This window comes from Kribbella sp. NPDC059898, assembly GCF_042730855.1.
GTDB lineage: Bacteria > Actinomycetota > Actinomycetes > Propionibacteriales > Kribbellaceae > Kribbella.
In genome coordinates, this window is sequence record NZ_JBHWKR010000005.1 from 373,516 (window position 1) to 395,466 (window position 21,951).

The window sequence follows — 21,951 nt, forward strand, 5'->3', positions numbered from 1 at the left end:
GACGATGGAGTGCCGCGAACCCCAGGAGGAGCCATGACCGGTGTGGGGCCGCTGGACGCGATGTTTCTGGGTGGGGAGTCGCGGGAGCAGCCGATGCATGTCGGTGGGTTGATGCTGTTCGAGCTGCCGGAGGGCGCCGGGCGGGATCATGTGTTCCCGGAGAGTTCGCGGGACTTCGTGTCGCGGCTGTACCACGAGCTGGTGGCGGCGCCGGAGGTGAACCCGCTGTTCGCCCGGCGGGTGCGGAACCGGGCGCTGGACCTCGGGTACTGGTCGTGGGAGCAGGACGACCAGATCGACCTCGAGTACCACGTCCGGTTGTCGGCGCTGCCGCGCCCGGGGCGGTTCCGCGAACTGTTCGAACTCACCAGCCGCCTCCACGGCACCCTCCTCGACCGGCACCGCCCGCTGTGGGAGATGCACCTGATCGAAGGCGTCGAGGGCCGCCGCTTCGCCGTCTACAGCAAGATCCACCACTCGATGATCGACGGCGTCACAGCCCTCCGCCTGATGCAACAAACCCTCACCACCGACCCCACCCGCACCAACATGCCCGCCACCTACTCCCTGCCGAGCGGGGCGGGTGGGGACATGCCGCTGCACGGCGCGGGCGGCGCTGGAACGGCGGGCGACGCGGTCGGAGGTGGTGCGGGTTGGGGGATGCCGCCGCACGGGCCCGGCAGCGCACGTGGGGCGGGGAGCGGCACCGGCCCTGCCTCTGCGGGCGCAGAATGGCCTGCTGGCGGTGCGGGTGTCGGGTGGGGCGCTGGGTGGGGTGGTGCGGGAGTGCCTGGTGCGGTGGACCTGCTGGCGGCTGTTGGGCGGATGCCTGGGCGGGCGTTGGGGTCGGCGGTGCATGGTGTTGGTGGGGCTGGGCGGATGCTGGCGGATCTTGCGGGGCTGCCGGTGGCGGGGTTGCAGGGGTTGTTGCATTCGACGATGCCGTTTCAGGCGCCGCGGACCGTGTTCAACCAGGGGGTTACCGGCGCGCGGCGGTTTGCGGCGCAGTCGTGGCCGCTCGAGCGGTTGGAGAAGGTGCGGGCGATCACCGGCGCGACGCTCAACGACGTACTGCTCGCGATGTGTTCAGGTGCCCTGCGCAACTATCTGCTCGACCTGAACGCGCTCCCGGACAAGGCGCTGACCGCGATGGTGCCGGTCAACCTCCGGACCAAGGACAGCGGCCCCGGCGGCGGGAACTCGCTCGCCACGCTGATCGCCGACCTGGCCACCGACCTGGCCGACCCGGAGCAGCGGATCCGCCGGATCATGGCGTCGACCGCGCAGGCCAAGAGCGTGCTGTCGGGCCTCACCCCGCTGCAGAACCTGATCGTCGGCGCCCTCGGCTTCGCGGTCGCCGGCCCGGGCGCGGTCCTCCCGGGCGTCGCCGGCCGTACGACGCCGCCGTACAACATCGTCATCTCGAACGTCCCCGGCCCCACGGAGAGCCCGCTGTACTGGAACGGCTCCCGCCTGCTCGGCCTCTACCCGGCGAGCATCGTGATGAACGGCCAGGCGCTCAACATCAGCGTCACCAGCTACGCCCACCAGCTCCACGTCGGCCTGATCGGCTGCCGCCGCACCGTCCCACACCTGCAACGCATGCTCGCCCACCTCGAAACCTCACTCGCCGAGCTGGAGAACATCCACTAGATCCGGACGACCCCGTTGGGCGTCTGGAAGATCGCGGCGACCAGGCCGGGCTGGCCGTTCGGGCCGATCCAGCCGACGTCGAGGTCGTCGAGGAGATGGTCGGCCGGGTGGCCGATCCAGTCGGTGACCCGGGTGGGGTCGCCGGCGATCTCCAGGCCGGTCAGCTTCACGTCCTTGCCGCCGATCGACGGGTGTTCGCCGAGGTCGTCCCAGTGGATGAAGAACGGCAGTTGCGGGTCCGCGATCAGCCCCTTGACGCCGATCTGCCGCCAGGTCAGGTTCACCCCGTCGGGGCGGTGCCGGTTGCCGGGCACCGCCTGCCGCCCGAGCCGCTGCTCCATCGCCGCCATGTCGGTGACCTCGACGACCCAGCCGAGCCAGCCGCCGCCGAGCTCCTTGCGGGCCCGGACCGCCTGGCCGAACGGCGCCTTGTCCGACGCCGGGTGGTCGAGCACGTCGACGACCTCGACGTACCGGTCGTTCTCCAGCGGGAGGATGTGGTTCACGGTGCCGAACCGTGGGTGCACCCCGCCGTCCACGAACTCGGCACCGAGCAGCTCCGAGAGCCGCTCGATGGTGGCCGCACAACCATCCGGTCCGCACGCGTACGACAAGTGATCCAGACGCATGTGAGTCATTGTTGCGTCCCGCACCGACAGTTCGTCGCCCAGGGTGTGTCGCGGCCTACTTCGACGCGGGATGCGGAAGCAGCGGACGGGCCGCCGACAGGTGCTGGCGGCACAGCTCGGCGAGTACGTCGTACGCCTTGGCGCCCATCAGCGTCTGCAGCTCGACCTTGCTGGACTCGAACACCGGCTCGACGGCGATGTGCGCCTCGGTGTTCCCGGTGCAGTACCAGTCCAGGTCGTGCCCGCCGGGGCCCCAGCCGCGGCGGTCGTACTCCGCGATGCCGACCTCGGTGTACGTCGTACCGTCCGGCCGCTCGACCTCGCGGAACGTCCGCCGGATCGGCAGCTGCCAGCACACGTCGGGCTTGGTCTCGACGAAGTGCACGCCGCGCTTCAGCGCCAGCCCGTGCAGCGCGCACCCGGCGCCGCCTTCGAAGCCCGGGCGGTTCAGGAAGATGCAGGCACCGTCCCAGACCCGGGTCTTCCGGTCGCCCTCGTCGTCGGTCTCGACCCAGCCGTTGGCGCGACCTTCCTTGCGGAACTGCCAGTCGTCCTTGCCGAGCTCCTTGACGTACTTCTTCACCCGCTTCTCGTCGTCCGCGTCGGAGAAGTGCGCTCCGAGCGTGCAGCAGCCGTCGTTGGGACGGCCCTTGTAGATCCCCTGGCAGCCGCCGCCGAAGATGCAGGACCAGTTGGACGTCAGCCAGGTCAGGTCGCAACGGAAGACCTGGTCGGGGTCGTCGGGGTCGATGAACTCGACCCAGGCACGGGGGAAGTCGAGCGAAACCTCAGGCACCTGGAAAGCCTACGCGCAACCGGGAACACACCGGTACTCCGGTTGTCCAGTAGCGTGAGGGTATGCGGCTCGGCGTACTCGACGTGGGATCAAACACCGTCCATCTGCTCGTGGTGGACGCGCATCGTGGTGCCGCGCCGCTGCCGGCGTACTCGCACAAGACCGAGCTCCGGCTGGCCGAGCACCTCGACGAGGACGGCAAGATCGACGGCTCCGGCGCCGACGGGCTGATCGCGTTCACCAAGGAGGCCGTGGAGCTCGCCGAGGACAAGGGCTGCGAGTCGTTGCTCGCGTTCGCCACCTCCGCGCTCCGCGAGGCGCCGAACGGCGAGAAGGTGCTGGAGCGTGTCCGCACCGAGACAGGCGTGGACCTGGAGGTGCTCAGCGGCGACGACGAGGCCCGGCTGACGTTCCTCGCCGTACGACGGTGGTTCGGCTGGTCCTCGGGACGCCTGGCGGTCTTCGACATCGGCGGCGGCTCGCTGGAGATCGCCGCCGGGTCGGACGAGCAGCCGACCGTGGCGGAGTCGGTCCAGCTCGGTGCCGGGCGGCTGACCCGGGAAGGGCTGACCGCGGACCCGCCGGACAAGGACGAAGTCCGCGCGTTGCGCCGCCGGATCCGGATGGAGCTGGCCGCCGTGGCCGGTCCGGTACTGCGGGCCGGCAAGCCGCAGCGCTCCGTCGCCACCAGCAAGACGTTCCGCTCGCTCGCCCGGATCACCGGAGCGGCCCCGTCCGCCGACGGGCCGTACGTCCCGCGCACGCTGAACCGGGCCGAGCTGAACGAGTGGATCCCGAAGCTGACCACGATGACCGCCGCCGAGCGGGCCGCGCTGCCCGGTGTCTCGGCCGGCCGCGCGTCCCAGCTGACCGCCGGCGCCCTGGTCGCCGACGCCGTGATGGACCTCTTCGACCTGACCGCGCTGGAGGTCTGCCCGTGGGCGCTGCGCGAGGGCGTCATCCTGTCCCGGCTCGACCAGCTGCAACCCCGATGAGCTCTCGTACGACCGCGAAGATCGGTCTGTCCACCGCCTCCGTCTACCCTGAGTCCACCGCCAGCGGCTTCGAGCTGGCCGCCCGGCTCGGGTACGACGGGGTCGAGGTGATGATCGGGATCGACCCGCTGAGCACCCAGATCGACGCGATCCAGCGGCTGATCGACTACCACCAGCTGCCGGTGCTGGCGATCCACGCGCCGACGCTGCTGATCATGCAGCGCGTCTGGGGGACCGACCCGTGGAGCAAGCTCGAGCGCAGCGCGGAGGCGGCCAAGGAGCTCGGCGCGGACGTGGTCGTCGTACACCCGCCGTTCCGTTGGCAGCGGGACTACGCGCGCGGGTTCGTCGAGGGGATCGCCCGGCTGGAGGCCGAGACCGGCGTGACGCTGGCGGTCGAGAACATGTACCCGTGGCGCGCGCCCGGCCGCGACCTGCAGGCGTACGCGCCGAGCTGGGACCCGACCGAGCAGTCGTACGCGCACACCACGCTCGACCTGTCGCACGCGTCCACCGCCGAGCAGGACTGCGTCGAGCTGGCCGCGACGATGGGCCGCAGCCTCACGCACGTCCACCTCACCGACGGCACCGGCTCCGCGAAGGACGAGCACCTGGTCCCGGGCCGCGGTACGCAGCGCGCCGCCGACCTGCTCACCGAGCTGGCCAGGCAGGAGTTCAGCGGGCACATCATCATCGAGATCAACACCCGGCGCGCGACCAGCCGCTCGGAGCGTGAGGTCGACCTGGTCGAGTCGCTCGAGTTCACCCGCCGGCACTTCGTGAAGACCCGGCGGACGCCGTTCGCGGTCACCCCGGACGGTGAGATCTCGGAGCTCACTCCGTGACAGCTTCCCGCCGTACGCCGGGACGCCGCCCAGGGGGACCCGACACCCGGGGGGAGATCCTCGACGCCGCCCGCGAATCCTTTGCGGACAAGGGGTTCGCGGCCACCTCGATGCGCGCCGTCGCCCGGCAGGCCGGGGTGGACGCGGCGCTCGTGCACCACTACTTCGACAGCAAGGACGAGCTGTTCATCGAGGCGATGGCGATCCCGGTCGACCCGCGGGTGATCGCGGCCCGGATCCTCGACGGGCCGCCGGAGCAGATGGGGCGGCGGATCGCGACCGCGTTCCTGGGGGTGTGGGAGACGCCGGACGGGCAGCAGCGGATGCGGGCGCTGTTCGGGAGCATCGCGAGCAGCGACGAGGTGGCCCGGATGATGCGCGAGGGCATCGGGCAGATGATCATCCAGCCGGTGTCGCGGTCGCTCGACGTACCCGACGCGGCGCTCCGGGTCGGCCTGGTCGGCAGCCAGTTGGTCGGCGCCGCGATCATCCGGTACGTCGTCCGGCTGGAACCGGTCGCGTCGGTTGACCTGGAGACGTTGATCGACCGGTTGGCGCCGGTCCTGCAGCAGCACCTGACCGGCTGATGGAGATCCCCCGGGACGCCGAGATCCGCGCGTTGCACCGGGCGTCCGCCCCGAGCCGGGAGGCGTTCGAGGTGGTGTGGGAGCACTGCCGGCTGGTGTGTTCGGTGGCGTCGCAGTTCTTCGCCGGACTGGACGTCGACACCGATCTGGTCCGGGCTGGCGCGTTGCTCCACGACATCGGGGTGTACCGGTTGGAGTCGTCGGCGTACGTCCGGCACGGCGTACTCGGGCACGAACTGCTCGACTCGCTCGGGTTCCCGGTGGAGCTCTGCCGGTTCTGCTCGTGTCATACCGGCGTCGGGATCACCCGGGACGACGTCGTACGGCAGGGGTTGCCGATCCCGGTTGCGGACTACCTGCCTCGGACGCCGGAGGAGGAGTTGGTGATGTACGCCGACAAGTTCCACAGCAAGCGGACGCCGCCGGTGTTCGTGTCAGGGAATACGTATGCAGCCGAGGTCGCCCGATTCGGGGCGGCGAAGGTGCAGCGTTTCGACGAGCTCCGGGAGCGGTACGGCGACCCGTCGCTGGACGAGCTCGGTCAGGCGACGGGTTACGCGGTCATCTGACCCTTGCAAGGACTCGGCGGTGCGCGCTAAATTCATCATATGATGAAAAACTCGGTGAGCTGCCGCGACGTGGTCGTGGTGCGCGGCGAGCAGGAGGTCCTGCACGGGATCGACTTCGATCTCCGGACCGGGACGGTGACGGGGCTGCTCGGACCGTCCGGGTGTGGCAAGACCACGCTGATCCGCGCGATCGTCGGCCTGCAGGCGCGGGTCACCGGCGACGTCTCGGTGCTCGGGCTGCCGGCCGGTGCGCCGAAGCTGCGCGGCCGGGTCGGGTACGTGACCCAGGAGCCCAGCGTGTACGGCGATCTGACCGTCACCGAGAACCTGCGCTTCTTCGCGGCGGTGCTCGGCGTCCCGGTGGCCGACGTGGCGCGGGTGATCGACACCGTCGACCTCGCGTCGCATGCCGGCGTACGGGTCGATCGGCTGTCCGGCGGGCAGCGCTCGCGGGTGTCGCTGGCGGTCGCGCTGCTCGGCAGTCCCGAGCTGCTGGTGTTGGACGAACCAACGGTCGGGCTGGATCCCGTGCTGCGGCGGGATCTCTGGCAGCTGTTCCACCGGCTCGCCGACGACGGTGCGGCGCTGCTGGTGTCCAGTCACGTGATGGACGAGGCGTCGCGGTGCGACCGGTTGTTGCTGATGCGTGACGGCGAACTGCTCGCCGACGAGACGCCCGACGCGTTGCTCAGCGCGGCCGGTACGACCGACATCGAGCAGGCGTTCCTGACGTTGATCGAGGAGAAGGAGGCGGCCCGATGACTCCGCGCGTGACCCTCGCCGTCGCGGCCCGGGTGCTCACCCAGCTGCGACGGGATCCACGGACGGTGGCGCTGCTGATCGCGCTGCCGACCGTGTTCGTCACCCTGATGTGGTGGATGTTCCACGACAACCCGGTGGTGTTCGACCAGATCGGCGGGCCGCTGCTGGCGATCTTCCCGTCGATCGTGATGTTCGTCGTCACCGCGGTGACGACGCTGCGCGAACGCTCCGGCGGGACGCTGTCGCGGTTGTTCACGATGCCGATGGCGAAGCTGGACTTCCTGCTGGGGTACGCGCTCGCGTTCGCGCTGGTCGCCGTCGTACAGGCGGTCGTGCTGGTGTCGATCGCCTTGTATCTCCTGGGTCTGAACATCCAGGGCGCCGCCTGGCAGCTGGGTGTCGTCGGCGTCCTCGACGGCGTCCTCGGCGCCGCGCTCGGCCTGCTCTCCAGCGCGTTCGCGGCCACCGAGTTCCAGGCCGTGCAGATGATGCCCGCGATCATGATCCCGCAGATCCTCCTCTGCGGCCTGTTCGTCCCCCGCGATCAGCTGCCGTCCGTCCTGCACGCCCTCAGCGACGTACTCCCCTTGTCCTACGCGGTTGACGCCGTCCTAGGCGTTGCCAAGGGCAACGGCTTCACCACATCCACCGGCACCGACACGCTCGTTGTCCTCGCCTTCATCCTCGGCGCCCTGGCCCTAGGCGCCGCCACCCTCAAACGCCGCACCGCCTAGGAGGCAGTGATTATTGGAAGACCTTGACGATCTTTCCGTTTGCGTCGTAGGCGGCGACCTGCGGGTTGGGCTTCTTGAGTTTGTAGGTCGACGAGGTCAGCCAGTTGAACGCGAACCAGCCGCCGGGGCTGACCGGGACCTGGTAGACCGGGCCGGTGCCGATGTGTAGGCGGACCGTGGTTGCCGACTTCGAGGCGACGCGGCCCCAGCCGGTCATGTTCCAGCTGTGGCAGATTCCGGCGACGCATTCGCCGCCACCGCCGCCGGAGACGTACATGTCGGTCCGGCCGGACCTGACCTCCGGGTCGAGCGTCGGGTCGTTGCTGTCGAGGTTGGTCAGGGTGGCGAAAGAGGTGGCACCGGCCGGGTCGCCGAGTGGCGACTTCCGGGAGGTCAGTTCGCAGTCGACGACCTTACGGCCGGTGGGGGAGATCGCGACCAGGGTGGCCGACCCGAGCGCCTTCGACTGGTCCGAAGCGACCACCTGCCAGTTGGTCAGGTCGACCCAGGCGATCACGGAGCAGTTCCGGAGCTTGTCCGCCGCCGATTGCGGGAGGAGATCCTTCGCGGCCGCGGCGACCAGTTCCGCGGACGGCTTGTCACCGCCGGGGATGACGCAGTAGCTGCCGTTGGTGACCCGTGTGCCGTTCTTGAGGTCGTACATCTCAAGATGCCCGGACCGCGCCGTACCGGTGCCGCGGAGCTTCTGCGTGACGCCCGGGGTGCGCAGGTTGCAGCGGCGTTCCGCCTCCTCGTGGGTGATCCGCTGATCCGCGGCCGCTTCGCCCCGCGGAACGCCCGGGACAGGGCCGAAGTCCGGGTTCTGCAGCAAAGTCCCCGCGACGGTCGGCTGCTTGTTCGCGGTGGCCAGGTTCGGCAGCAGGCTCGCGGCGGCCACGAGCACCGCGACACCGGCGACCGCACCGCCGACGCCGAGGACCTTCCGGCGGCGCCGGCCGCGCCGGCCGCGTGCCAGGAGTCCGGCAGTGTCGAATTCGTCCATCGGCTCCGACCCGGCGATCCGTCGGAGCTCGGCGCTGATGTCTCGTACGTCGTCCATCTCGTTCTCCTTCACAGTGGCTGGCTCGCCCGCCGCTGGTCGATGGTTCGCCGGAGAGTGTCGAGACCGCGTGCCGCCTGGCTCTTCACGGTGCCGGTCGAACAGCCGAGGATTTCGGCGGTCTGCTCGACGGACAGGTCCTCGTAGTACCGCAGGACCACGCACGCGCGTTGCCGCGGGCCCAGCGATCGCAGGGCTTCCAGTACTTCGTCCCGCTCGGCGTGCCCGGCGGTGAAGTCGTCGGGCCCGGCGCGGTCCGGCAGTTCGGCGATCGCCACCTCGCGCCGCCACGGCCGGCGCCCACCGTCGTACGCCGCGTTGACCACCACGCGACGTGCGTACGCGAACGGATTACCTACCCGCCGTACTTTCGGCCACGCCAGGTACAGCTTGTACAAGGCGTCCTGGACGATGTCGTCGGCCCGGTGCCGGTCTCCCACCACCAGAAACGCGGTCCGCCGCAACGCCGTCGAGGTCTCCTCGACGAACTCGGCGAACTCCCGGTCCCGCTCCGCCATCCGCGCCTCCACTCCCCATCTCCACCCCAAGACGGAAAGCCCTACCCACCAGGTTGCACCGCGGAAGGTTTACGGCCGTGTCCGGTACAACCCGTACGAAGCGCCACCCGTGATCGCGACGCCGATCAGCCCCAGCGCCACGGCCCGTCCGCGACCACCGGGCTTGTTCTTCATCTCGTCGTACGACTCGGTGTAGGTGCCGGTGCTGCTGTGGACGACGCAGAGGTCGCCCTGGCTCATCGGCCGGTGGTTGCAGGTCGGCGTCGCGTTCGGATCCGGCGGCGCGATCAGGAAGTAGATCGCCATCCCGATCCCCAGCACCCCGAGCGCCAGCCCGAACCAGATGAAGTCCCGCAAGGTCTTCACCGACCACCCCTTTCGACTGTCCGCACCGCAAGCTGGAGGACAGTACCTCAGCCGGCGAGGTGGGCGACGCCTTCCCAGGCGGGGTCGGGGGTGGTGGTGAGGGTGACCTTGCCGTGCGGCCAGCCGGTGGTGGCGGCCTGGAGCTGGGCGTCGGCGGGCGTGGTGCCGTCGACGTAGTAGTGCAGGATGCGGACGCCGGCGGAGGTCTCGTGGGCGAGGAGGTTGCCGGAGCCGCCGAGGCGGTCGGTGAGGTGGTCCTCGAACGCGCGCAGTTCGTCCAGCATCTCGGACTCGGGCAGGCCGTCCTCCCGTACGACGGGGTACCGGATCGACACCGCGACGTGCGTGTCGAGGTGCGGCCGCCGGATCGAGCGCAGCGGGTACTCCGCGGTCGCGATCACCCGCTGCCCGTCCCGGGTCCCCTCGAGCATCTTCCAGGCGGGGCTGCCGTCGTCCAGCGTGTGCTCGGCCGCGAACCCGGCCACCGCCGGCAGCAGCTGCATCACCGGTACGGCGTCCGCCGGGGCGTCGGCGAGCGGGTCGATCGCGCCGACCCAGGTCTCCACCATCTCCTCGCCCAGCACCAGATCCAGGATCAGGAACGTCACGCGCCGCTGCGTGTCCACCGACAGCGACGCGAACGCCGGGTGGTGGACGCCGACGTGCACCGAGGCGGAGTCCGGCTCGATCGACACCAGCGACTCGTCGATCGCGACCGGCGGCAGTCCGTCGAACTGGATCGTCACGGCAGGCCCCGGCCGGCGCAGGTCGGCGTACTCCCAGGCGTGGTCCGAGGGCGGTGCCGCGCGCAACCAACGGCGAGCGGTCGCGCGCTGCGCGGGGTTGCCGGCCGCGGTGACGATCAGCACGTGCTCGGCGTGCAGCCCCGGACCGAGCTCCCACTCCAGGTCCGGGTGGATCCGGCCGATCCGCTCGGTCAGCTCGGCATTCGCGCCACCCGGTTCGCGGCGCGCGACGGCGTCCGCGACGGCCGCGCCGCCGGTGGTCGTCCACCAGGACCAGAACGCGCCGATCGGATCGGCCTGCACGGCGTTCCGGCGGCGCCGTTTGAAGATGGGCATAGTCGCATCTTCTAACAACCAAGGGTTGATCACCGGTGAGGCCGGTGGGATGGACATGGGACAGGTTGCGGTGAAGCCCCGGCGCCTAATTTGTGTCGGTGGGTACGGAGAGACTGGTGGTATGCCTGAAGTTGCTGGTGCTGATGGGCACTGTGGCGCGGCGCGTAAGGCGTTCAACCGGGGTCTTGGCCGGGTCAAAGCCGTCATGGATCAGCGGGCGGCCGAAACCAGCTACGGCATCCCCGCCGAGCTCATCACACCAGCGATCTCCTGGTCGATGTACTCGCTGCGCAAGGACTGGAACCAGGCCAAGAACGAGATCGCGCCGTGGTGGGCGGAGTACTCGAAGGAGGCCTACGCCTCCGGCCTGACGCAGTTGGCGGCCGCGCTGAAGAACTGGAGCGACTCGCGCACAGGCAAGCGTGCCGGTCGCGCGATGGGATTCCCGCGCTTCAAATCCAAGCGCAAGGCGGTCAAGTCGTGCCGGTTCACCACCGGCGCGATCGGCTGCGAGGACCGGTATGCCGTCCTGCCCCGCGTGGGCCGGGTCCAGCTGCACGAGCCGCCGGCATACGAGCTGCTCGACGGCAGCGCCCGGATCCTGGCTGCGACGATCCGGTACGAGCGCGGCCGCTGGTTCGTGTCGTTCACCGTCGAGCAAGACATGCCGACCACGCGGCCGAAGCGGCCGGAGGCGGTCGTCGGTGTGGATCTCGGGATCAAGTCCCTGGCGGTTCTGGCCGAACCCGATGGCGAGCCGCGCGCTGTGCCGAACCCAAGGCACCTCGCCGCGTCGTTGCGCAAGCTGGGCAGGCTGTCGCGTCGGGTGTCCCGCCGGACCGGTCCTGATCGCCGTACCGGTCAAGTGCCGTCGATTCGCTGGAAACGGGCGAATGCTCAGCGCAACCGTGTCCACCGTGCGGTGGCATACCTGCGTGCCGACGCCCTGCACAAGTTCACCACCGCGGTCGCGGCCGAGTACGGGACCGTTGTCGTGGAGGATCTGAATGTCGCCGGGATGCTGAAGAGCCGGCGCCTGGTCGTAGCCGACCGCTGGTTTGCGTCGAGCAAGACCTGTTCGGGCTGTGGAGTGGTGAAAGCCAAGCTGCTCTTGTCCGAACGCGTGTTCACCTGTGAGTCCTGCGGTCTGTGCATGGACCGTGACGAGAACGCGGCGAGGAATCTTGCCGCGCTGGTAGTCGCCGCGAGTGGTGCGGAGACGTTAAGCGGACGTGGAGCCGACCAGAAGACCCGGGTGACCGGGCAGGTGGCTGTGAAACGTCTACCCGGCAGCCCAGTGCGTGAGACCGGGACCGCCTTGCCAGAGGCTGTGAGCGTGTAGCCAATGATTGCTCGCTTGCAACGGTGCGATGATCGAACCAGTGCGAGGGCTGGTGTGGTCCCGGACACACCGGCGCCGCGGGATTCCGCAAAGCCTGGTTCAGGCGCGTAACCTGCATTCACCACTGGCAAATGGGTGGGTTGATGAGGAGGAACACGTAGTGCTTCGGCGAGTCCTGCTGGGCATGTCCCGCAGCCCCCAGATCAAGAAGGCCGTGTCGTCGCTGCCGGTGTCCAGCGGCATCGTCGCGCGGTTCGTCGCCGGTGAGACCGCTCCGGAGGCCGTGCTGGCCACCGAGAAGCTGGTCAGCAACGGGCTGCGCGTCACCCTCGACCATCTCGGTGAGGACGTCACCGACCTGCACGCCGCGACCGCGACCGCCGATGCGTACCTCGACCTGCTGAAGAAGCTGGCCGCGGCCGGCCTGACCGCGAACGCCGAGGTCTCGGTGAAGCTCTCCGCGGTCGGCCAGGCGCTCCCCGGCGACGGCGAGAAGATCGCCCTGGAGAACGCGCGCACGATCTGCCTCGCGGCCCGCAACGCCGGTACGACGGTCACCCTGGACATGGAGGACCACACCACCACCGACTCGACGCTGGGCATCCTCCGCGAGCTCCGCCAGGACTTCCCCGAGACCGGCGCGGTCCTGCAGGCGTACCTGCGCCGTACCGAGGGCGACTGCCGCGACCTCGCGCACACGGGCTCCCGCGTCCGGCTGTGCAAGGGCGCGTACACGGAGCCCGAGTCGGTCGCGTTCCAGGAGAAGCGCCAGGTCGACAAGGCGTACGTCCGGGCGATGAAGGTCCTGATGAACGGCGAGGGCTACCCGATGATCGCCTCGCACGACCCGCGGCTGATCTCGATCGCGGGCGCGCTGGCGGATCGCGCCGGCCGCAAGCCGGGCAGTTTCGAGTACCAGATGCTGTACGGCATCCGCCCCGAGGAGCAGCTCCGGCTGGCCGGCCTCGGGCACACGATGCGGATTTACATCCCGTACGGCGAGGACTGGTACGGCTACCTGGTCCGCCGGCTGGCCGAGCGCCCCGCGAACCTGCAGTTCTTCGCCCGCTCCTTGATCAGCAAGAAGTAGCCCGCGCGCCGGCGGCTAACCTGTGGGCATGAGTGCACAGGTGGCCGTCCTCGGGGCCGGCGTGATGGGGGAGACGTTGCTGTCCGGGCTGATTCGGGCCGGCCGGCGACCGGAGGACCTCCTGATCACCGAGCGCCGGCCGGAGCGCGCCGCCGAGCTGCGGGAGCGGTACGGCGTCGACGTGGTCTCCAACCTGGAGGCGGCGAAGCGGGCGGACACGCTGGTCCTGGTGGTGAAGCCGCAGGACATGCCGGACCTGCTTGCCGAGATCGCCCCGGCGGTGCAGCCGACGCAGACGGTCGTGTCGCTCGCGGCCGGTATCACCACGGGTTTCGTCGAGTCGCGGCTGCCAGAAGGCGTCGCCGTCGTGCGGGTCATGCCGAACACGCCCGCCCTCGTCGACGAGGGGATGGCCGCGATCTCCCGGGGCGCGCACTGCGACGAGAGCCACCTGGAGCTGGCCGAGAGCCTGCTCGCGGCGACCGGCCGGGTGGTGCGGGTGCCGGAGAAGCAGCAGGACGCGGTGACCGCGGTCTCCGGTTCCGGTCCGGCGTACATCTTCTTCGTGGTCGAGTCGATGATCGAGGCCGGCGTCCACATGGGGCTGCCGCGCAACACCGCGACCGAGCTCGTCGTACAGACGGTGGTCGGCTCCGCGAAGCTGCTCCGCGAGACCGGCGAGCACCCGACGGTACTGCGGGAGCGCGTGACGTCGCCCGGCGGTACGACGGCCGCCGCGGTCCGTGAACTCGAGGACCACAAGGTCCGCGCCGCCTTCCTGTCCGCGATCGAGGCGGCCCGGAACCGTTCGCGCGATCTCGCCGCCGAGTAACCGCCTGGCCCGGCCCCCTCTCTTCTTTCCTTTCCTTCGCTGCGTCGGGCAAGGCGCCGAGTAACCACCTGGCCCGGCCCCTCTCTTCTTTTCTTTCCTTCGCTGCCTCGGGTAGGCGCCGAGTAACACCTATCCCTCAGGTGGCGTTAAGGTATCCGCGCCGAGGTTTGCTGCCGTGTTCGAGGGATGAGTCCGCCGATGGGTAATGGTTCGGTCGAGCCGGTCACCGCGCCTGCGGAGGTCCAGCAGGAGCGGGAGGTTCCGCCGCTGCCGTGGCGTGTGCCGCTGGACCCGGCGCCCTGGTGGGCGTGGGCCTTGTTCCTGCTGCCGTTCGTCGCGGTTCCGGCGCTCAACTCGTGGCTGTGGATGGGCGCCCGCGACATGCTCGCGGTCGGCCTGCTGACGATCATCGGCGCGTCCGTGGTGCGGGTCGCCGGCGGCGTCGTGCTGTACCGGGTCGAGCTGTTCCCGACCGGCCTGAAGGCGCGGACCAGCATGCTGATCCGCAGCCTGGCCTGGCAGGACGTCGGCAAGATCGAGATCGGCGAGGACAGCGTCGTGCTCACCCGCGGCCCCGACGAGCACGAGATCAACGGCATCCCGGCCGACCGCACCGCCGAGGTCGCCGCGGTGATGGAGGTGCTGCGGGAGCGGTCGCTCACCACCCAGGTCCGCCGGCACCGCCCGCGCCCCGGCATCGGCACCGCGCTGGTGCTGCTCTACGTCGTGCTCTCGATCGGCGCCTTCATGCTGCGCTGGCACCTGGTCATCTGACCACCCACGGCCCTTCGCCCAGCACCTGATCGACACCCACGCGTACGACGGTCGCGCCCGCGGCCACGTCGTCGTTCCAGAACGGGAACTCGTCGCGGCCGAGGTACTTCTTGCTCAGCCGGTCCATCAACTCCTTGTACCGCAGGGGATCCCGTTCGAGTGCCGCCGTACCACGGACGACGAGGTACTGCGTGAGTCCGCGCGGGCTGATCCGGTTGTCCTGCACGACCAGCGTGATCCGCGGATCGCGGCGCAGGTTCCGGGTCTTGCGATGCTTCTCCTCGACGCCGATCAGCAGGTCGTCGCCGTGCCGCCCGACCCAGACCAGCGCGGCCTGCGGCGATCCATCCGGGTCGATCGTGATCATCGTGACGTCTTTGGGCTCGTCGAAGAGGCGGTAGGCGCTTTCGGGAATCATGCAGCAGACGCTAGACAGCGCCGTGGGAACCTCTGGGTACCCTGACCGCTGTGCACGGTGCAGAACCTGGCGACGTCTTCCTGGCCGACTGTCCGGCCCGCCTCGCGGTCGAGCTGATCGCGGACAAGTGGGCGGTGGTGGTGCTGTGGGGCCTGAACGACCACGCCCGGCGGCATTCCGAGCTGATCGAGCTGATCGGCGGCATCTCGAAGAAGGTCCTCACTCAGACCCTCCGCCGCCTGCAGACCAACGGTCTCGTCGACCGCACCGACCACGGGGGCGTCCCGCCCCACGTCGAATACGAGCTGACTGACCTCGGCCGCACCCTGATGGGTCCGATCCGCCTGCTCACAGAGTGGGCAGAGGAGCACGGCGACGCGGTCCTCGCCGCGCAGGAGAGCGCGTAACCAGTCGTTCCCGCACCTCCGCGGGACTCAACTGACGTCCATTTGGACAGGAGGTAGCTGGTGGTCGAGTAGTGCACCTGAGCGTCGACGGCTCCGCGCGTACGGTGTCTCGCGGGTGCACTACCTGTCCATCTTCACGTCGGGGCGGTGCCGGATGGGTTCCTGGGCGAAGAAACCGGCGGGTCGACGGGTTGGAGCGGCTTCGCGAAGAGGTGCTAGCCGAGGTCTAGGGTCGCGACGATCGGCCAGTGGTCGCTGGGGATGCGGCCGTCTGGGCGGAGGTGCGAGACGGTCGCGTCGGTCACCGAGAATCTCGGGGTGACGAGGATGTGGTCGATGCGGTCGCCGTCCTCGGTGCCGGTGAAGTCGTGCCAGCTGCCGCCGGCCTCGGGCGGGACCGCGAGCGACAGGCCGGACGCGACCAGCGCCTTCAGCGGCGGCGAGTCCGGGGTCGCGTTCAGATCGCCCATCACGATCCACGGCAGCGATCCGGTGATCCAGCGGGCGATCAGCCGGGACGACTGCAGCTGAGCGACCTCGCCCGCGTGGTCGTAGTGGGTGTTGACGACGCCGACCGTCGTACCGTTGCGGTGCCGCAGCCAGACCAGGGTGGCGATCCGGGTCAGGTCGGCGTCCCACCCGATCGAGCCCGGCGTACCCGGGTCGTCGGACAGCCAGCGGGTCTCGGACCGCTCGATCCGCCAGTCGCCGGGCCGGACCAGGACCGGGGAGTGCTCGCCGGCGCTCATCCCGTCGTCCCGCCCGGAGCCGACGATCTCGTACTTTCCGAACCGCCAGCGCAGGTACTCGAGCTGGTCGGGCAGCACCTCCTGCAGCCCGACCACGTCGGCGTCCAGCTGTTCGATCGCCGCCACCGCCGCCTTCCGCCGTACCGGCCAGGCGTTGTCGCCGTCCGGCGCGGACGAGTTGCGGAGGTTGAACGAGGCGGCGCGGATCTTCATGGAGCAGATCCTGCCAAACCCATCGCCCGGGTCGCAGCCTGGAGCCGCGGCATGCTCGCCTCGAGTGCTCGGTCCCGGCCCTGCGCGAGCATGTGGTCGATCGCGTCCGGGTCGGTCGCCAGCCGCGCGTACTCCTTCTGCAGCGGCTCGATGACCGCGAGTACGGCGTCCGCGACGTCCTGCTTCAGCGCGCCGTACGACGTGTACGACGCGGCCAGCTCGACCGGGTCGCCGGCGGTACAGGCGGCCAGGATCTCGAGCAGGTTGGTGACGCCGGGCTTGGCCTTCTCGTCGTGCCGGACGACGTTCTCGGAATCGGTGACGGCGCGCATGATCTGCCGGCGGATCACGTCCGGCGGGTCCAGCAGCCGGATCGTGCCGACCGCGTCGTCCGCGTCCGACTTGCTCATCTTCGCGGTCGGGTTCTGCAGATCCTTGACCCGCGTCGCGAGCGCCGCCTTGTTCAGCCGCGGTACGACGAACGTCTCGCCGTACTCGCGGTTGAACCGGATCGCGACGTCCCGGGCCAGTTCGACGTGCTGGTCCTGGTCACCGCCGACCGGTACCCGCTCCGCGCCGTACAGCAGGATGTCCGCGGCCATCAGGCACGGGTACGTGAACAGCGAGGCCCGCGTCATCGGGCGGCCCTTGCCCTTCTCCTTGTACTGGATCATCCGGGACAGCTCGCCGACGTACGACGTGCACTCGAGCAGGTAGGCGAGCTGGGCGTGCGTCGGTACGTCGGACTGCACGAACACCGTGCCCTCGGGGACACCGGCCGCGAGCATCAGCGTCGCGAACTCGCGGGTGAGTGTGGCGAGTCTTCGGGGGTCGTGCCTGGTCGTCATCGCGTGCAGGTTCGCGACGAAGTAGAAACCGTCCGGGTCGGTGAACCGGCGGAGTGCGCCGAGGTGGTTGCCGAGTGTCAGCCGGCCGGACGGGGTGATGCCGGAAAGCGAGGTCATGGTCTTCTCCTTCGGTGGTGGGGCCTCACCGAACGAGGGCACGAAAAAGGCCGCCTCGGTGAGGCGGCCGTGGTGGCTGCGTGCGAACACGCGCTGGGATGGACCGCCCTAGGCGGCCCACCACAGCTGCAAGTTCGTGTTCACGCCATCAGCTTAGCAGCGACTGGACGATCAGCTCGTTGCGGGCGTCCTGGCCCAGCGGCACCGACGGGTGGACGCCGTCGCGCAGGTAGTTCGCCAGCCGGTACGGCTTCACCCAGAGCCATTCTGCCCAGCGGATGATGCGCAGGTTCGGGTACTTCTGCTGGGCGTCGTACAACTGCATGTTCAGCCACGAGCTGTTCCGCTGGTCGGCCAGCTGGACCGGGGCGGTGACGGAGCGGCGGACGACCTGGAGGTTCACCCAGAACAGGGTCCGGTTCTGGCCGACGATGCCGATCGCACGGTCGACCTGGGCGCGGAACTTCGGTGGGTCGAAGATGTCGTTCGACCCGCTGGCCATCAGCACCCGGCGCGGCAGCCCGTACGCCGACGCGGCCGCCTCCAGCGCGTCGACCGCGCCCGAACTCGGCCGGCTGGACCAGTTGTTGACGGCGAGCTGGGTGCCGTTGCGGTTCAGCAGCCGGATCGCCAGCGCCTTGCCGTCCTGCACCGAGATGCTGTCGCCGAACATGAAGACGCCGTTGGTCTGCCGGGTCTTCTCGAACTGCGCGGCCGTGGAGATGGCGCGGGTGGCGCTGGTCCACGATCCCGCGACGCCGGAGCCGTACGGCCCGGTGGACGAGGAGGTGGTGGCTGCGAACTCGGTGGCCTCCGGAGCGGCGGATGCGGTCTGGGTCGAGGCGGCGACCGTCGCGGCGGCCGCGGCTGCGCCTACCGTGAAGATCTGCCGACGGTTGGGTTTCATTTGCCTCACGGAAGAACCTTGGGCCCCTCTGGTGCGTACTCGCAAGTCCGGATCTCACTGTCCGCAGTCGGACCACCGCGGATTCGACGCATATTTTCCGGTTTCTCTGCACGGAAGTGCAAAACCTGTAACGCTTTGCAGTCCGCCGCCGATGAATCGACTGTTGGACCACAGACGGTCGGCGCGGCCAGGGAGGGGTGCCGCGCCGCCCGTCCGTTTCGTCAGGCGGTCGGTACCGGACTGAGGTCGATGGCATCCAGTTCGGTGTAGCAATCGCCCTTGGTGAACTTCACCGTGTTCCACCCCGCGTTCAGCGGCAGGTCGACCGCCGACTCCCCGAGCAGGTCCCAGCTGTACGACGGGTAGCTGACTGTCGCCGGCGTACCGCCGTTCGCGGACACGTGGTGGCTGCAGACGGCACCCATCCCGTTGGCGCCGCGGGCGCGGATCCGGTACGTGCCGGCGCTGCCGACCTGGAACCGGAAGGTCACCGAGCTGTCCGGGTAGTCGATGTACCCGATCTTCGCGCCACCCGACGCCGAGGCGATCGACACCCTCCGGGCGTTCGTGATCGTCGCGTTCGCGGTCTGCTCGGCCTCGAACCGGGTGATCAGTACACCGGTCAGCGCGCCGTACCAGCGGATCGCGGCCTTCGACGCGGCGCCGTAGTTCGGATGCCACATGTCGACGAAGTCGTACGGCTGGTACAGCCCGGAGTTCGCGTCGACGTAGTGCACGTGCGTCCCGGCCGCGGCGACGATGCCGGGGATCGTGGAGTTGAAGGCGGCGACCCGCGCGTAGTGGTTCGGGTCGGCGAGCTGCGGGAGGTTCGCGACGAACAGCTGGACGTCGGGCAGGGTGCTCGCGATGGTGCCGATCAGCGTGGCCAGCTTGCCGGGCGCGGCGCCCGCGGAGGCGTCGTCGTACATGTCGTTGGTGCCGATCTGCAGCGTGATCACGTCCGGCCGGTAGGTGGTCAGCCAGCCGCTGATGCTGTCCTGGATCTGGCCGATCGTCCAGCCGCCGTGGCCTTCGTGGTCCCGGTCGCCGAGGACGCCGGACGGCCCGCTGGTCACCGACCCGACGAAGTCCACCGGCCGGCCGTCGGCGCGGAGCAGCTGCCACAGATCGGCCCGGTACGCCGCTCCGACGGCATCGCCGCCCGCGGTGTTGGAGTCGCCGAGCGGCATGATCCTGGTCGGCGTCGCACGGTTGATGGGTACTGCTGGTTCGTCGGCGGCCGGCGCCGGGCCGAGGGTGAAGACCAGGGCACCGAGACTGGCAAGGGCGGGCAGAGCACGAACGATCCCACGCATGGGCGTCTCCTTCGGGGCGGATGGCCCTGATCATCAGCACCCGCGCGCGGCGCGGCAATCTATTCGACCGGCCTGGAACCCGTGACCAGTTGGTCGATCAGCGGGCCGGCGATGGCCATCAGTCGTTCGGGTGGTACGTCGAGGCCGTCGAGTTCGACCAGGTGCCGGGAGACAACCAGGCCGAGGGTGAGCGCGCCGATCACGCCGGACCGGGCCAGTGCGTCGTCGCCGGGGAGCTGCTCGGCGATCTGCCGCTGTTGGGCCGTCATCGCCTTGCGGACCTCGTCGGCCGCCTCCGGGTGGCTGAACATCGCGCGTAATGCGGCCAGGGCCGCAACCGGCTCCTCCGTCAGCTTCTCGGACAGCGCCGCGGACAGTTGCGCCGCGATCTCGTCCGGCGTGCCCTCGATCGCCCCGTCCGCCGGGATCGCCGCGGCCTGCGCGAACAGCTGCTCCTTCGAGCCGAAGTACCGCATCACCAGACCCGGGTCGCTGCCGGCCCGGGCGGCGATCATCCGGACCGTGGTGCGGTCGAACCCGTGCTCGCCGAACAGCTCCCGGGCCGCGGTGAGGATCCGGCTCTCGGTCTGCCTGCGCGCCTCCACCCTGGTGTTCACAAACTTCAGTCTACGCATGTTGACTCATAGTGTTACGCTTTCAGTCAACAACCGTAGACTGAAAGTGGGACGGCGATGACTCAAGCGATCGTGCTGGCCTTCCTGGCCGGGCTGATGGGGCTCAACGGAGTCCCGCACTTCGTCACCGGCATCACCGGCCGCGAGTTCCCGAACCTGACCGGCAACTCGGCCACCAACAACGCCGTCGGCGGCCTCGCGGCCTTCGCGATCGCCGCCGTTCTGCTCACCCTCGCGCACATCTCCACGCATCCGCGGGCCGCGCTCGTCGCCGGTGCGTTCGGTGCTGTCCTGATGACCGTCTTCCACGCCCGCCGCGGCGCGTACTGGATGAGCCGCCGCTTCGGCAGACCACTTCCTGAAGCCTGACCGTTAAGGTCAGGAGCATGAGTGGTGAGGCGTTGCTGGTGTTCGACGACGGGTTGACGGGGTACGACTTCGGCCGCGGCCACCCGATGAGTCCGATCCGGGTGGAGCTGACGATCAAGCTCGCCCGGGAGCTCGGCGTACTCGACCAGCTCAAGATCGTGCCCGCGCCGACCGCGGACGACGCGCTGCTCGAGACCGTGCACACCGCCGAGTACGTCGCCGCCGTGAAGCGCGCGGGTGAGCACCCCGACGACGCCGACCCGGAGCACGGACTCGGTACGTCGGACACGTACTGCTTCCCGCGGATGCACGAGGTCTCCGCGCAGATCGCCGGCGCCTCCGTCGAGGCGGCCCGCGCGGTCTGGGAGGGCGACGTACTGCACGCCGCGAACATCGCCGGCGGTCTGCACCACGCGATGCCCAACCTGGCCAGCGGATTCTGCGTGTACAACGACCCGGCGATCGCGATCCAGTGGCTGCTCGACCACGGCGCGGAGCGGGTCGCGTACGTCGACGTCGACGTGCATCACGGGGACGGCGTACAAACGGTGTTCTACAACGATCCGCGCGTCCTCACGGTCAGCTTGCACGAGTCGCCCACCACGCTCTTCCCGGGGACGGGGAGTGCCGGCGAGACGGGCGGGCCGGACGCGGAAGGTACGGCGGTCAACGTCGCGCTGCCGCCCGGGACCGGGGACGCGGGGTGGTTGCGCGCGTTCCACGCCGTCGTACCGGACGTGGTGAAGGCGTTCCGGCCGCAGGTGCTGGTCACGCAGCACGGGTGCGACTCGCATGTCGAGGATCCACTGGCGCATCTGACGAAGACCGTGGACGGGCAGCGGGCGGCGTACCTGGCGCTGCACGAGCTGGCGCACGAGTTGACGGGCGGGAAGTGGATCGCGACCGGTGGTGGCGGGTACGCGATCATCGACGTGGTGCCGCGGGCGTGGACGCATCTGCTGGCGATCGTCGCGGGGAATCCGATCGACCCCGTGACGCCGGTACCGGAGGCGTGGCGCGAGGAGGTCCAGCTGCGGTTCGGGCGGGTGGCGCCGCCGCGGATGACGGACGGGCGGGATCCGTCGTACGTCGACTGGTCCACGGGGTACAACCCCGATGCCTGGCTCGACCGGGCGATCAAGGCGACACGCGACGCGAGCTTCCCGTTACTGGGACTTGATCCTTCCTATTAGTTCCCCGCCCCTCCGCTTCGCTCCGGGGCGGGAGGGGTTGGAGTGAGTCACAGGAGTCCCCCTCTTTCCCATTCGCACCAACAGCCACTACGCTCGTTGCATGCACGGACGGAGGTGCCGGAGGGGAAGCCGGCGCACGATCCGT

Annotated in this window: 26 protein-coding genes; 14 read left to right on the plus strand and 12 right to left on the minus strand. The window is 69.6% G+C overall.

All coding sequences use genetic code 11. The annotated features are described in order from the left end of the window. The first annotated feature begins 33 nt into the window (after positions 1 to 33). Positions 34 to 1,653 carry a wax ester/triacylglycerol synthase family O-acyltransferase gene (locus ACFV9C_RS18915; RefSeq protein WP_380195206.1) on the plus strand — a complete coding sequence of 540 codons (1,620 nt, stop codon included), beginning with the start codon at positions 34 to 36 and terminating at the stop codon, positions 1,651 to 1,653. Here the strand turns inward: ACFV9C_RS18915 and ACFV9C_RS18920 are convergent. Continuing rightward, positions 1,650 to 2,282: a VOC family protein gene (locus ACFV9C_RS18920; RefSeq protein WP_380195208.1), complete on the minus strand. Its 633-nt coding sequence runs from the start codon at positions 2,280 to 2,282 to the stop codon at positions 1,650 to 1,652. The two genes, ACFV9C_RS18915 and ACFV9C_RS18920, sit on opposite strands and share 4 nt — an antisense overlap. Before the next feature lie 55 nt (positions 2,283 to 2,337). Beyond that, a complete protein-coding gene (locus ACFV9C_RS18925) occupies positions 2,338 to 3,078 on the minus strand; it encodes a hypothetical protein (protein WP_380195209.1) in 741 nt (246 codons plus the stop codon). A 62-nt stretch (positions 3,079 to 3,140) separates the two neighbouring features. Between ACFV9C_RS18925 and ACFV9C_RS18930 the strand changes: the two genes are divergently transcribed. The 6 genes from ACFV9C_RS18930 to ACFV9C_RS18955 are packed head-to-tail and all read left to right on the plus strand — an operon-like array spanning position 3,141 to position 7,570. Continuing rightward, the gene (locus tag ACFV9C_RS18930) at positions 3,141 to 4,073 is read left to right on the plus strand and encodes a Ppx/GppA family phosphatase (RefSeq protein WP_380195210.1); all 933 of its coding nucleotides are present in this window, start codon (positions 3,141 to 3,143) and stop codon (positions 4,071 to 4,073) included. After that, entirely contained in the window at positions 4,070 to 4,918 is an 849-nt protein-coding gene (locus ACFV9C_RS18935; protein WP_380195212.1) for a sugar phosphate isomerase/epimerase family protein, read from the plus strand. The genes ACFV9C_RS18930 and ACFV9C_RS18935 overlap by 4 nt, the downstream gene beginning before the upstream one ends. Further along, positions 4,915 to 5,505 (plus strand): TetR family transcriptional regulator, encoded by a 591-nt coding sequence (locus tag ACFV9C_RS18940; RefSeq protein WP_380195213.1) that lies wholly within the window; start codon positions 4,915 to 4,917, stop codon positions 5,503 to 5,505. Before ACFV9C_RS18935 ends, ACFV9C_RS18940 begins: the two co-directional genes overlap by 4 nt. Next, entirely contained in the window at positions 5,505 to 6,074 is a 570-nt protein-coding gene (locus tag ACFV9C_RS18945; protein ID WP_380195215.1) for an HD domain-containing protein, read from the plus strand. Before ACFV9C_RS18940 ends, ACFV9C_RS18945 begins: the two co-directional genes overlap by 1 nt. A 39-nt stretch (positions 6,075 to 6,113) precedes the next feature. Further along, entirely contained in the window at positions 6,114 to 6,836 is a 723-nt protein-coding gene (locus ACFV9C_RS18950) for an ABC transporter ATP-binding protein (RefSeq protein WP_380195216.1), read from the plus strand. Then, positions 6,833 to 7,570 carry an ABC transporter permease gene (locus tag ACFV9C_RS18955; RefSeq protein ID WP_380195218.1) on the plus strand — a complete coding sequence of 246 codons (738 nt, stop codon included), beginning with the start codon at positions 6,833 to 6,835 and terminating at the stop codon, positions 7,568 to 7,570. Before ACFV9C_RS18950 ends, ACFV9C_RS18955 begins: the two co-directional genes overlap by 4 nt. A 10-nt stretch (positions 7,571 to 7,580) precedes the next feature. Here ACFV9C_RS18955 and ACFV9C_RS18960 read toward each other — a convergent pair whose 3' ends face one another. From ACFV9C_RS18960 to ACFV9C_RS18975, 4 genes are all read right to left on the minus strand, one after another. Further along, positions 7,581 to 8,630 carry a hypothetical protein gene (locus ACFV9C_RS18960; protein ID WP_380195219.1) on the minus strand — a complete coding sequence of 350 codons (1,050 nt, stop codon included), beginning with the start codon at positions 8,628 to 8,630 and terminating at the stop codon, positions 7,581 to 7,583. An 11-nt stretch (positions 8,631 to 8,641) separates the two neighbouring features. Continuing rightward, the gene (locus tag ACFV9C_RS18965) at positions 8,642 to 9,148 is read right to left on the minus strand and encodes a SigE family RNA polymerase sigma factor (protein WP_380195220.1); all 507 of its coding nucleotides are present in this window, start codon (positions 9,146 to 9,148) and stop codon (positions 8,642 to 8,644) included. A 69-nt stretch (positions 9,149 to 9,217) separates the two neighbouring features. Next, positions 9,218 to 9,514, minus strand: a complete 297-nt coding sequence (locus ACFV9C_RS18970; RefSeq protein ID WP_380195222.1) for a hypothetical protein — start codon at positions 9,512 to 9,514, stop codon at positions 9,218 to 9,220. 47 nt (positions 9,515 to 9,561) lie between these two features. Next, complete coding sequence (locus ACFV9C_RS18975) at positions 9,562 to 10,596, minus strand: DUF695 domain-containing protein (RefSeq protein ID WP_380195224.1); 1,035 nt, start codon at positions 10,594 to 10,596, stop codon at positions 9,562 to 9,564. Between ACFV9C_RS18975 and tnpB the strand changes: the two genes are divergently transcribed. The 4 genes from tnpB (at position 10,589) to ACFV9C_RS18995 (ending at position 14,634) form a co-directional block, all read left to right on the plus strand. Continuing rightward, positions 10,589 to 11,938, plus strand: coding sequence for an IS607 family element RNA-guided endonuclease TnpB (gene tnpB, locus ACFV9C_RS18980; RefSeq protein WP_380195225.1), 1,350 nt, complete (start codon positions 10,589 to 10,591; stop codon positions 11,936 to 11,938). The genes ACFV9C_RS18975 and tnpB overlap by 8 nt on opposite strands. 160 nt (positions 11,939 to 12,098) lie before the next feature. Next, positions 12,099 to 13,028 (plus strand): proline dehydrogenase family protein, encoded by a 930-nt coding sequence (locus ACFV9C_RS18985; RefSeq protein ID WP_380195227.1) that lies wholly within the window; start codon positions 12,099 to 12,101, stop codon positions 13,026 to 13,028. A gap of 28 nt (positions 13,029 to 13,056) precedes the next feature. Continuing rightward, positions 13,057 to 13,860 carry a pyrroline-5-carboxylate reductase gene (proC, locus tag ACFV9C_RS18990; protein ID WP_380195228.1) on the plus strand — a complete coding sequence of 268 codons (804 nt, stop codon included), beginning with the start codon at positions 13,057 to 13,059 and terminating at the stop codon, positions 13,858 to 13,860. 198 nt (positions 13,861 to 14,058) lie between these two features. Continuing rightward, the gene (locus ACFV9C_RS18995) at positions 14,059 to 14,634 is read left to right on the plus strand and encodes a hypothetical protein (protein WP_380195230.1); all 576 of its coding nucleotides are present in this window, start codon (positions 14,059 to 14,061) and stop codon (positions 14,632 to 14,634) included. Here ACFV9C_RS18995 and ACFV9C_RS19000 read toward each other — a convergent pair. After that, positions 14,627 to 15,052, minus strand: a complete 426-nt coding sequence (locus tag ACFV9C_RS19000; protein WP_380195231.1) for a PPOX class F420-dependent oxidoreductase — start codon at positions 15,050 to 15,052, stop codon at positions 14,627 to 14,629. The two genes, ACFV9C_RS18995 and ACFV9C_RS19000, sit on opposite strands and share 8 nt — an antisense overlap. 50 nt (positions 15,053 to 15,102) lie before the next feature. Here ACFV9C_RS19000 and ACFV9C_RS19005 point away from each other — a divergent pair, with 50 nt between their 5' ends. Next, positions 15,103 to 15,459, plus strand: coding sequence for a winged helix-turn-helix transcriptional regulator (locus ACFV9C_RS19005; protein WP_380195233.1), 357 nt, complete (start codon positions 15,103 to 15,105; stop codon positions 15,457 to 15,459). A gap of 215 nt (positions 15,460 to 15,674) precedes the next feature. Here ACFV9C_RS19005 and ACFV9C_RS19010 read toward each other — a convergent pair whose 3' ends face one another. The 5 genes from ACFV9C_RS19010 to ACFV9C_RS19030 all read right to left on the minus strand — a co-directional run bounded on the left by ACFV9C_RS19010 (position 15,675) and on the right by ACFV9C_RS19030 (position 20,226). Then, a complete protein-coding gene (locus tag ACFV9C_RS19010) occupies positions 15,675 to 16,421 on the minus strand; it encodes an endonuclease/exonuclease/phosphatase family protein (RefSeq protein WP_380195234.1) in 747 nt (248 codons plus the stop codon). Beyond that, positions 16,418 to 17,386, minus strand: coding sequence for a tryptophan--tRNA ligase (gene trpS, locus ACFV9C_RS19015; RefSeq protein WP_380195235.1), 969 nt, complete (start codon positions 17,384 to 17,386; stop codon positions 16,418 to 16,420). The genes ACFV9C_RS19010 and trpS overlap by 4 nt, the downstream gene beginning before the upstream one ends. Positions 17,387 to 17,534: 148 nt before the next feature. Further along, on the minus strand, positions 17,535 to 18,293 hold the full coding sequence (locus ACFV9C_RS19020) for a hypothetical protein (RefSeq protein ID WP_380195236.1): 759 nt from the start codon (positions 18,291 to 18,293) through the stop codon (positions 17,535 to 17,537). A 221-nt stretch (positions 18,294 to 18,514) separates the two neighbouring features. Beyond that, positions 18,515 to 19,609 (minus strand): GDSL-type esterase/lipase family protein, encoded by a 1,095-nt coding sequence (locus tag ACFV9C_RS19025; protein WP_380195238.1) that lies wholly within the window; start codon positions 19,607 to 19,609, stop codon positions 18,515 to 18,517. A gap of 59 nt (positions 19,610 to 19,668) precedes the next feature. After that, positions 19,669 to 20,226: a TetR family transcriptional regulator gene (locus tag ACFV9C_RS19030; protein ID WP_380195240.1), complete on the minus strand. Its 558-nt coding sequence runs from the start codon at positions 20,224 to 20,226 to the stop codon at positions 19,669 to 19,671. Positions 20,227 to 20,301: 75 nt separating this feature from the next. Here ACFV9C_RS19030 and ACFV9C_RS19035 point away from each other — a divergent pair, with 75 nt between their 5' ends. Together ACFV9C_RS19035 and ACFV9C_RS19040 are read left to right on the plus strand one after the other, a co-directional pair. Further along, positions 20,302 to 20,613: a hypothetical protein gene (locus tag ACFV9C_RS19035; protein WP_380195242.1), complete on the plus strand. Its 312-nt coding sequence runs from the start codon at positions 20,302 to 20,304 to the stop codon at positions 20,611 to 20,613. Positions 20,614 to 20,630: 17 nt separating this feature from the next. Continuing rightward, positions 20,631 to 21,806 carry an acetoin utilization protein AcuC gene (locus ACFV9C_RS19040; protein ID WP_380195244.1) on the plus strand — a complete coding sequence of 392 codons (1,176 nt, stop codon included), beginning with the start codon at positions 20,631 to 20,633 and terminating at the stop codon, positions 21,804 to 21,806. The last annotated feature ends 145 nt before the right edge of the window (positions 21,807 to 21,951 follow it).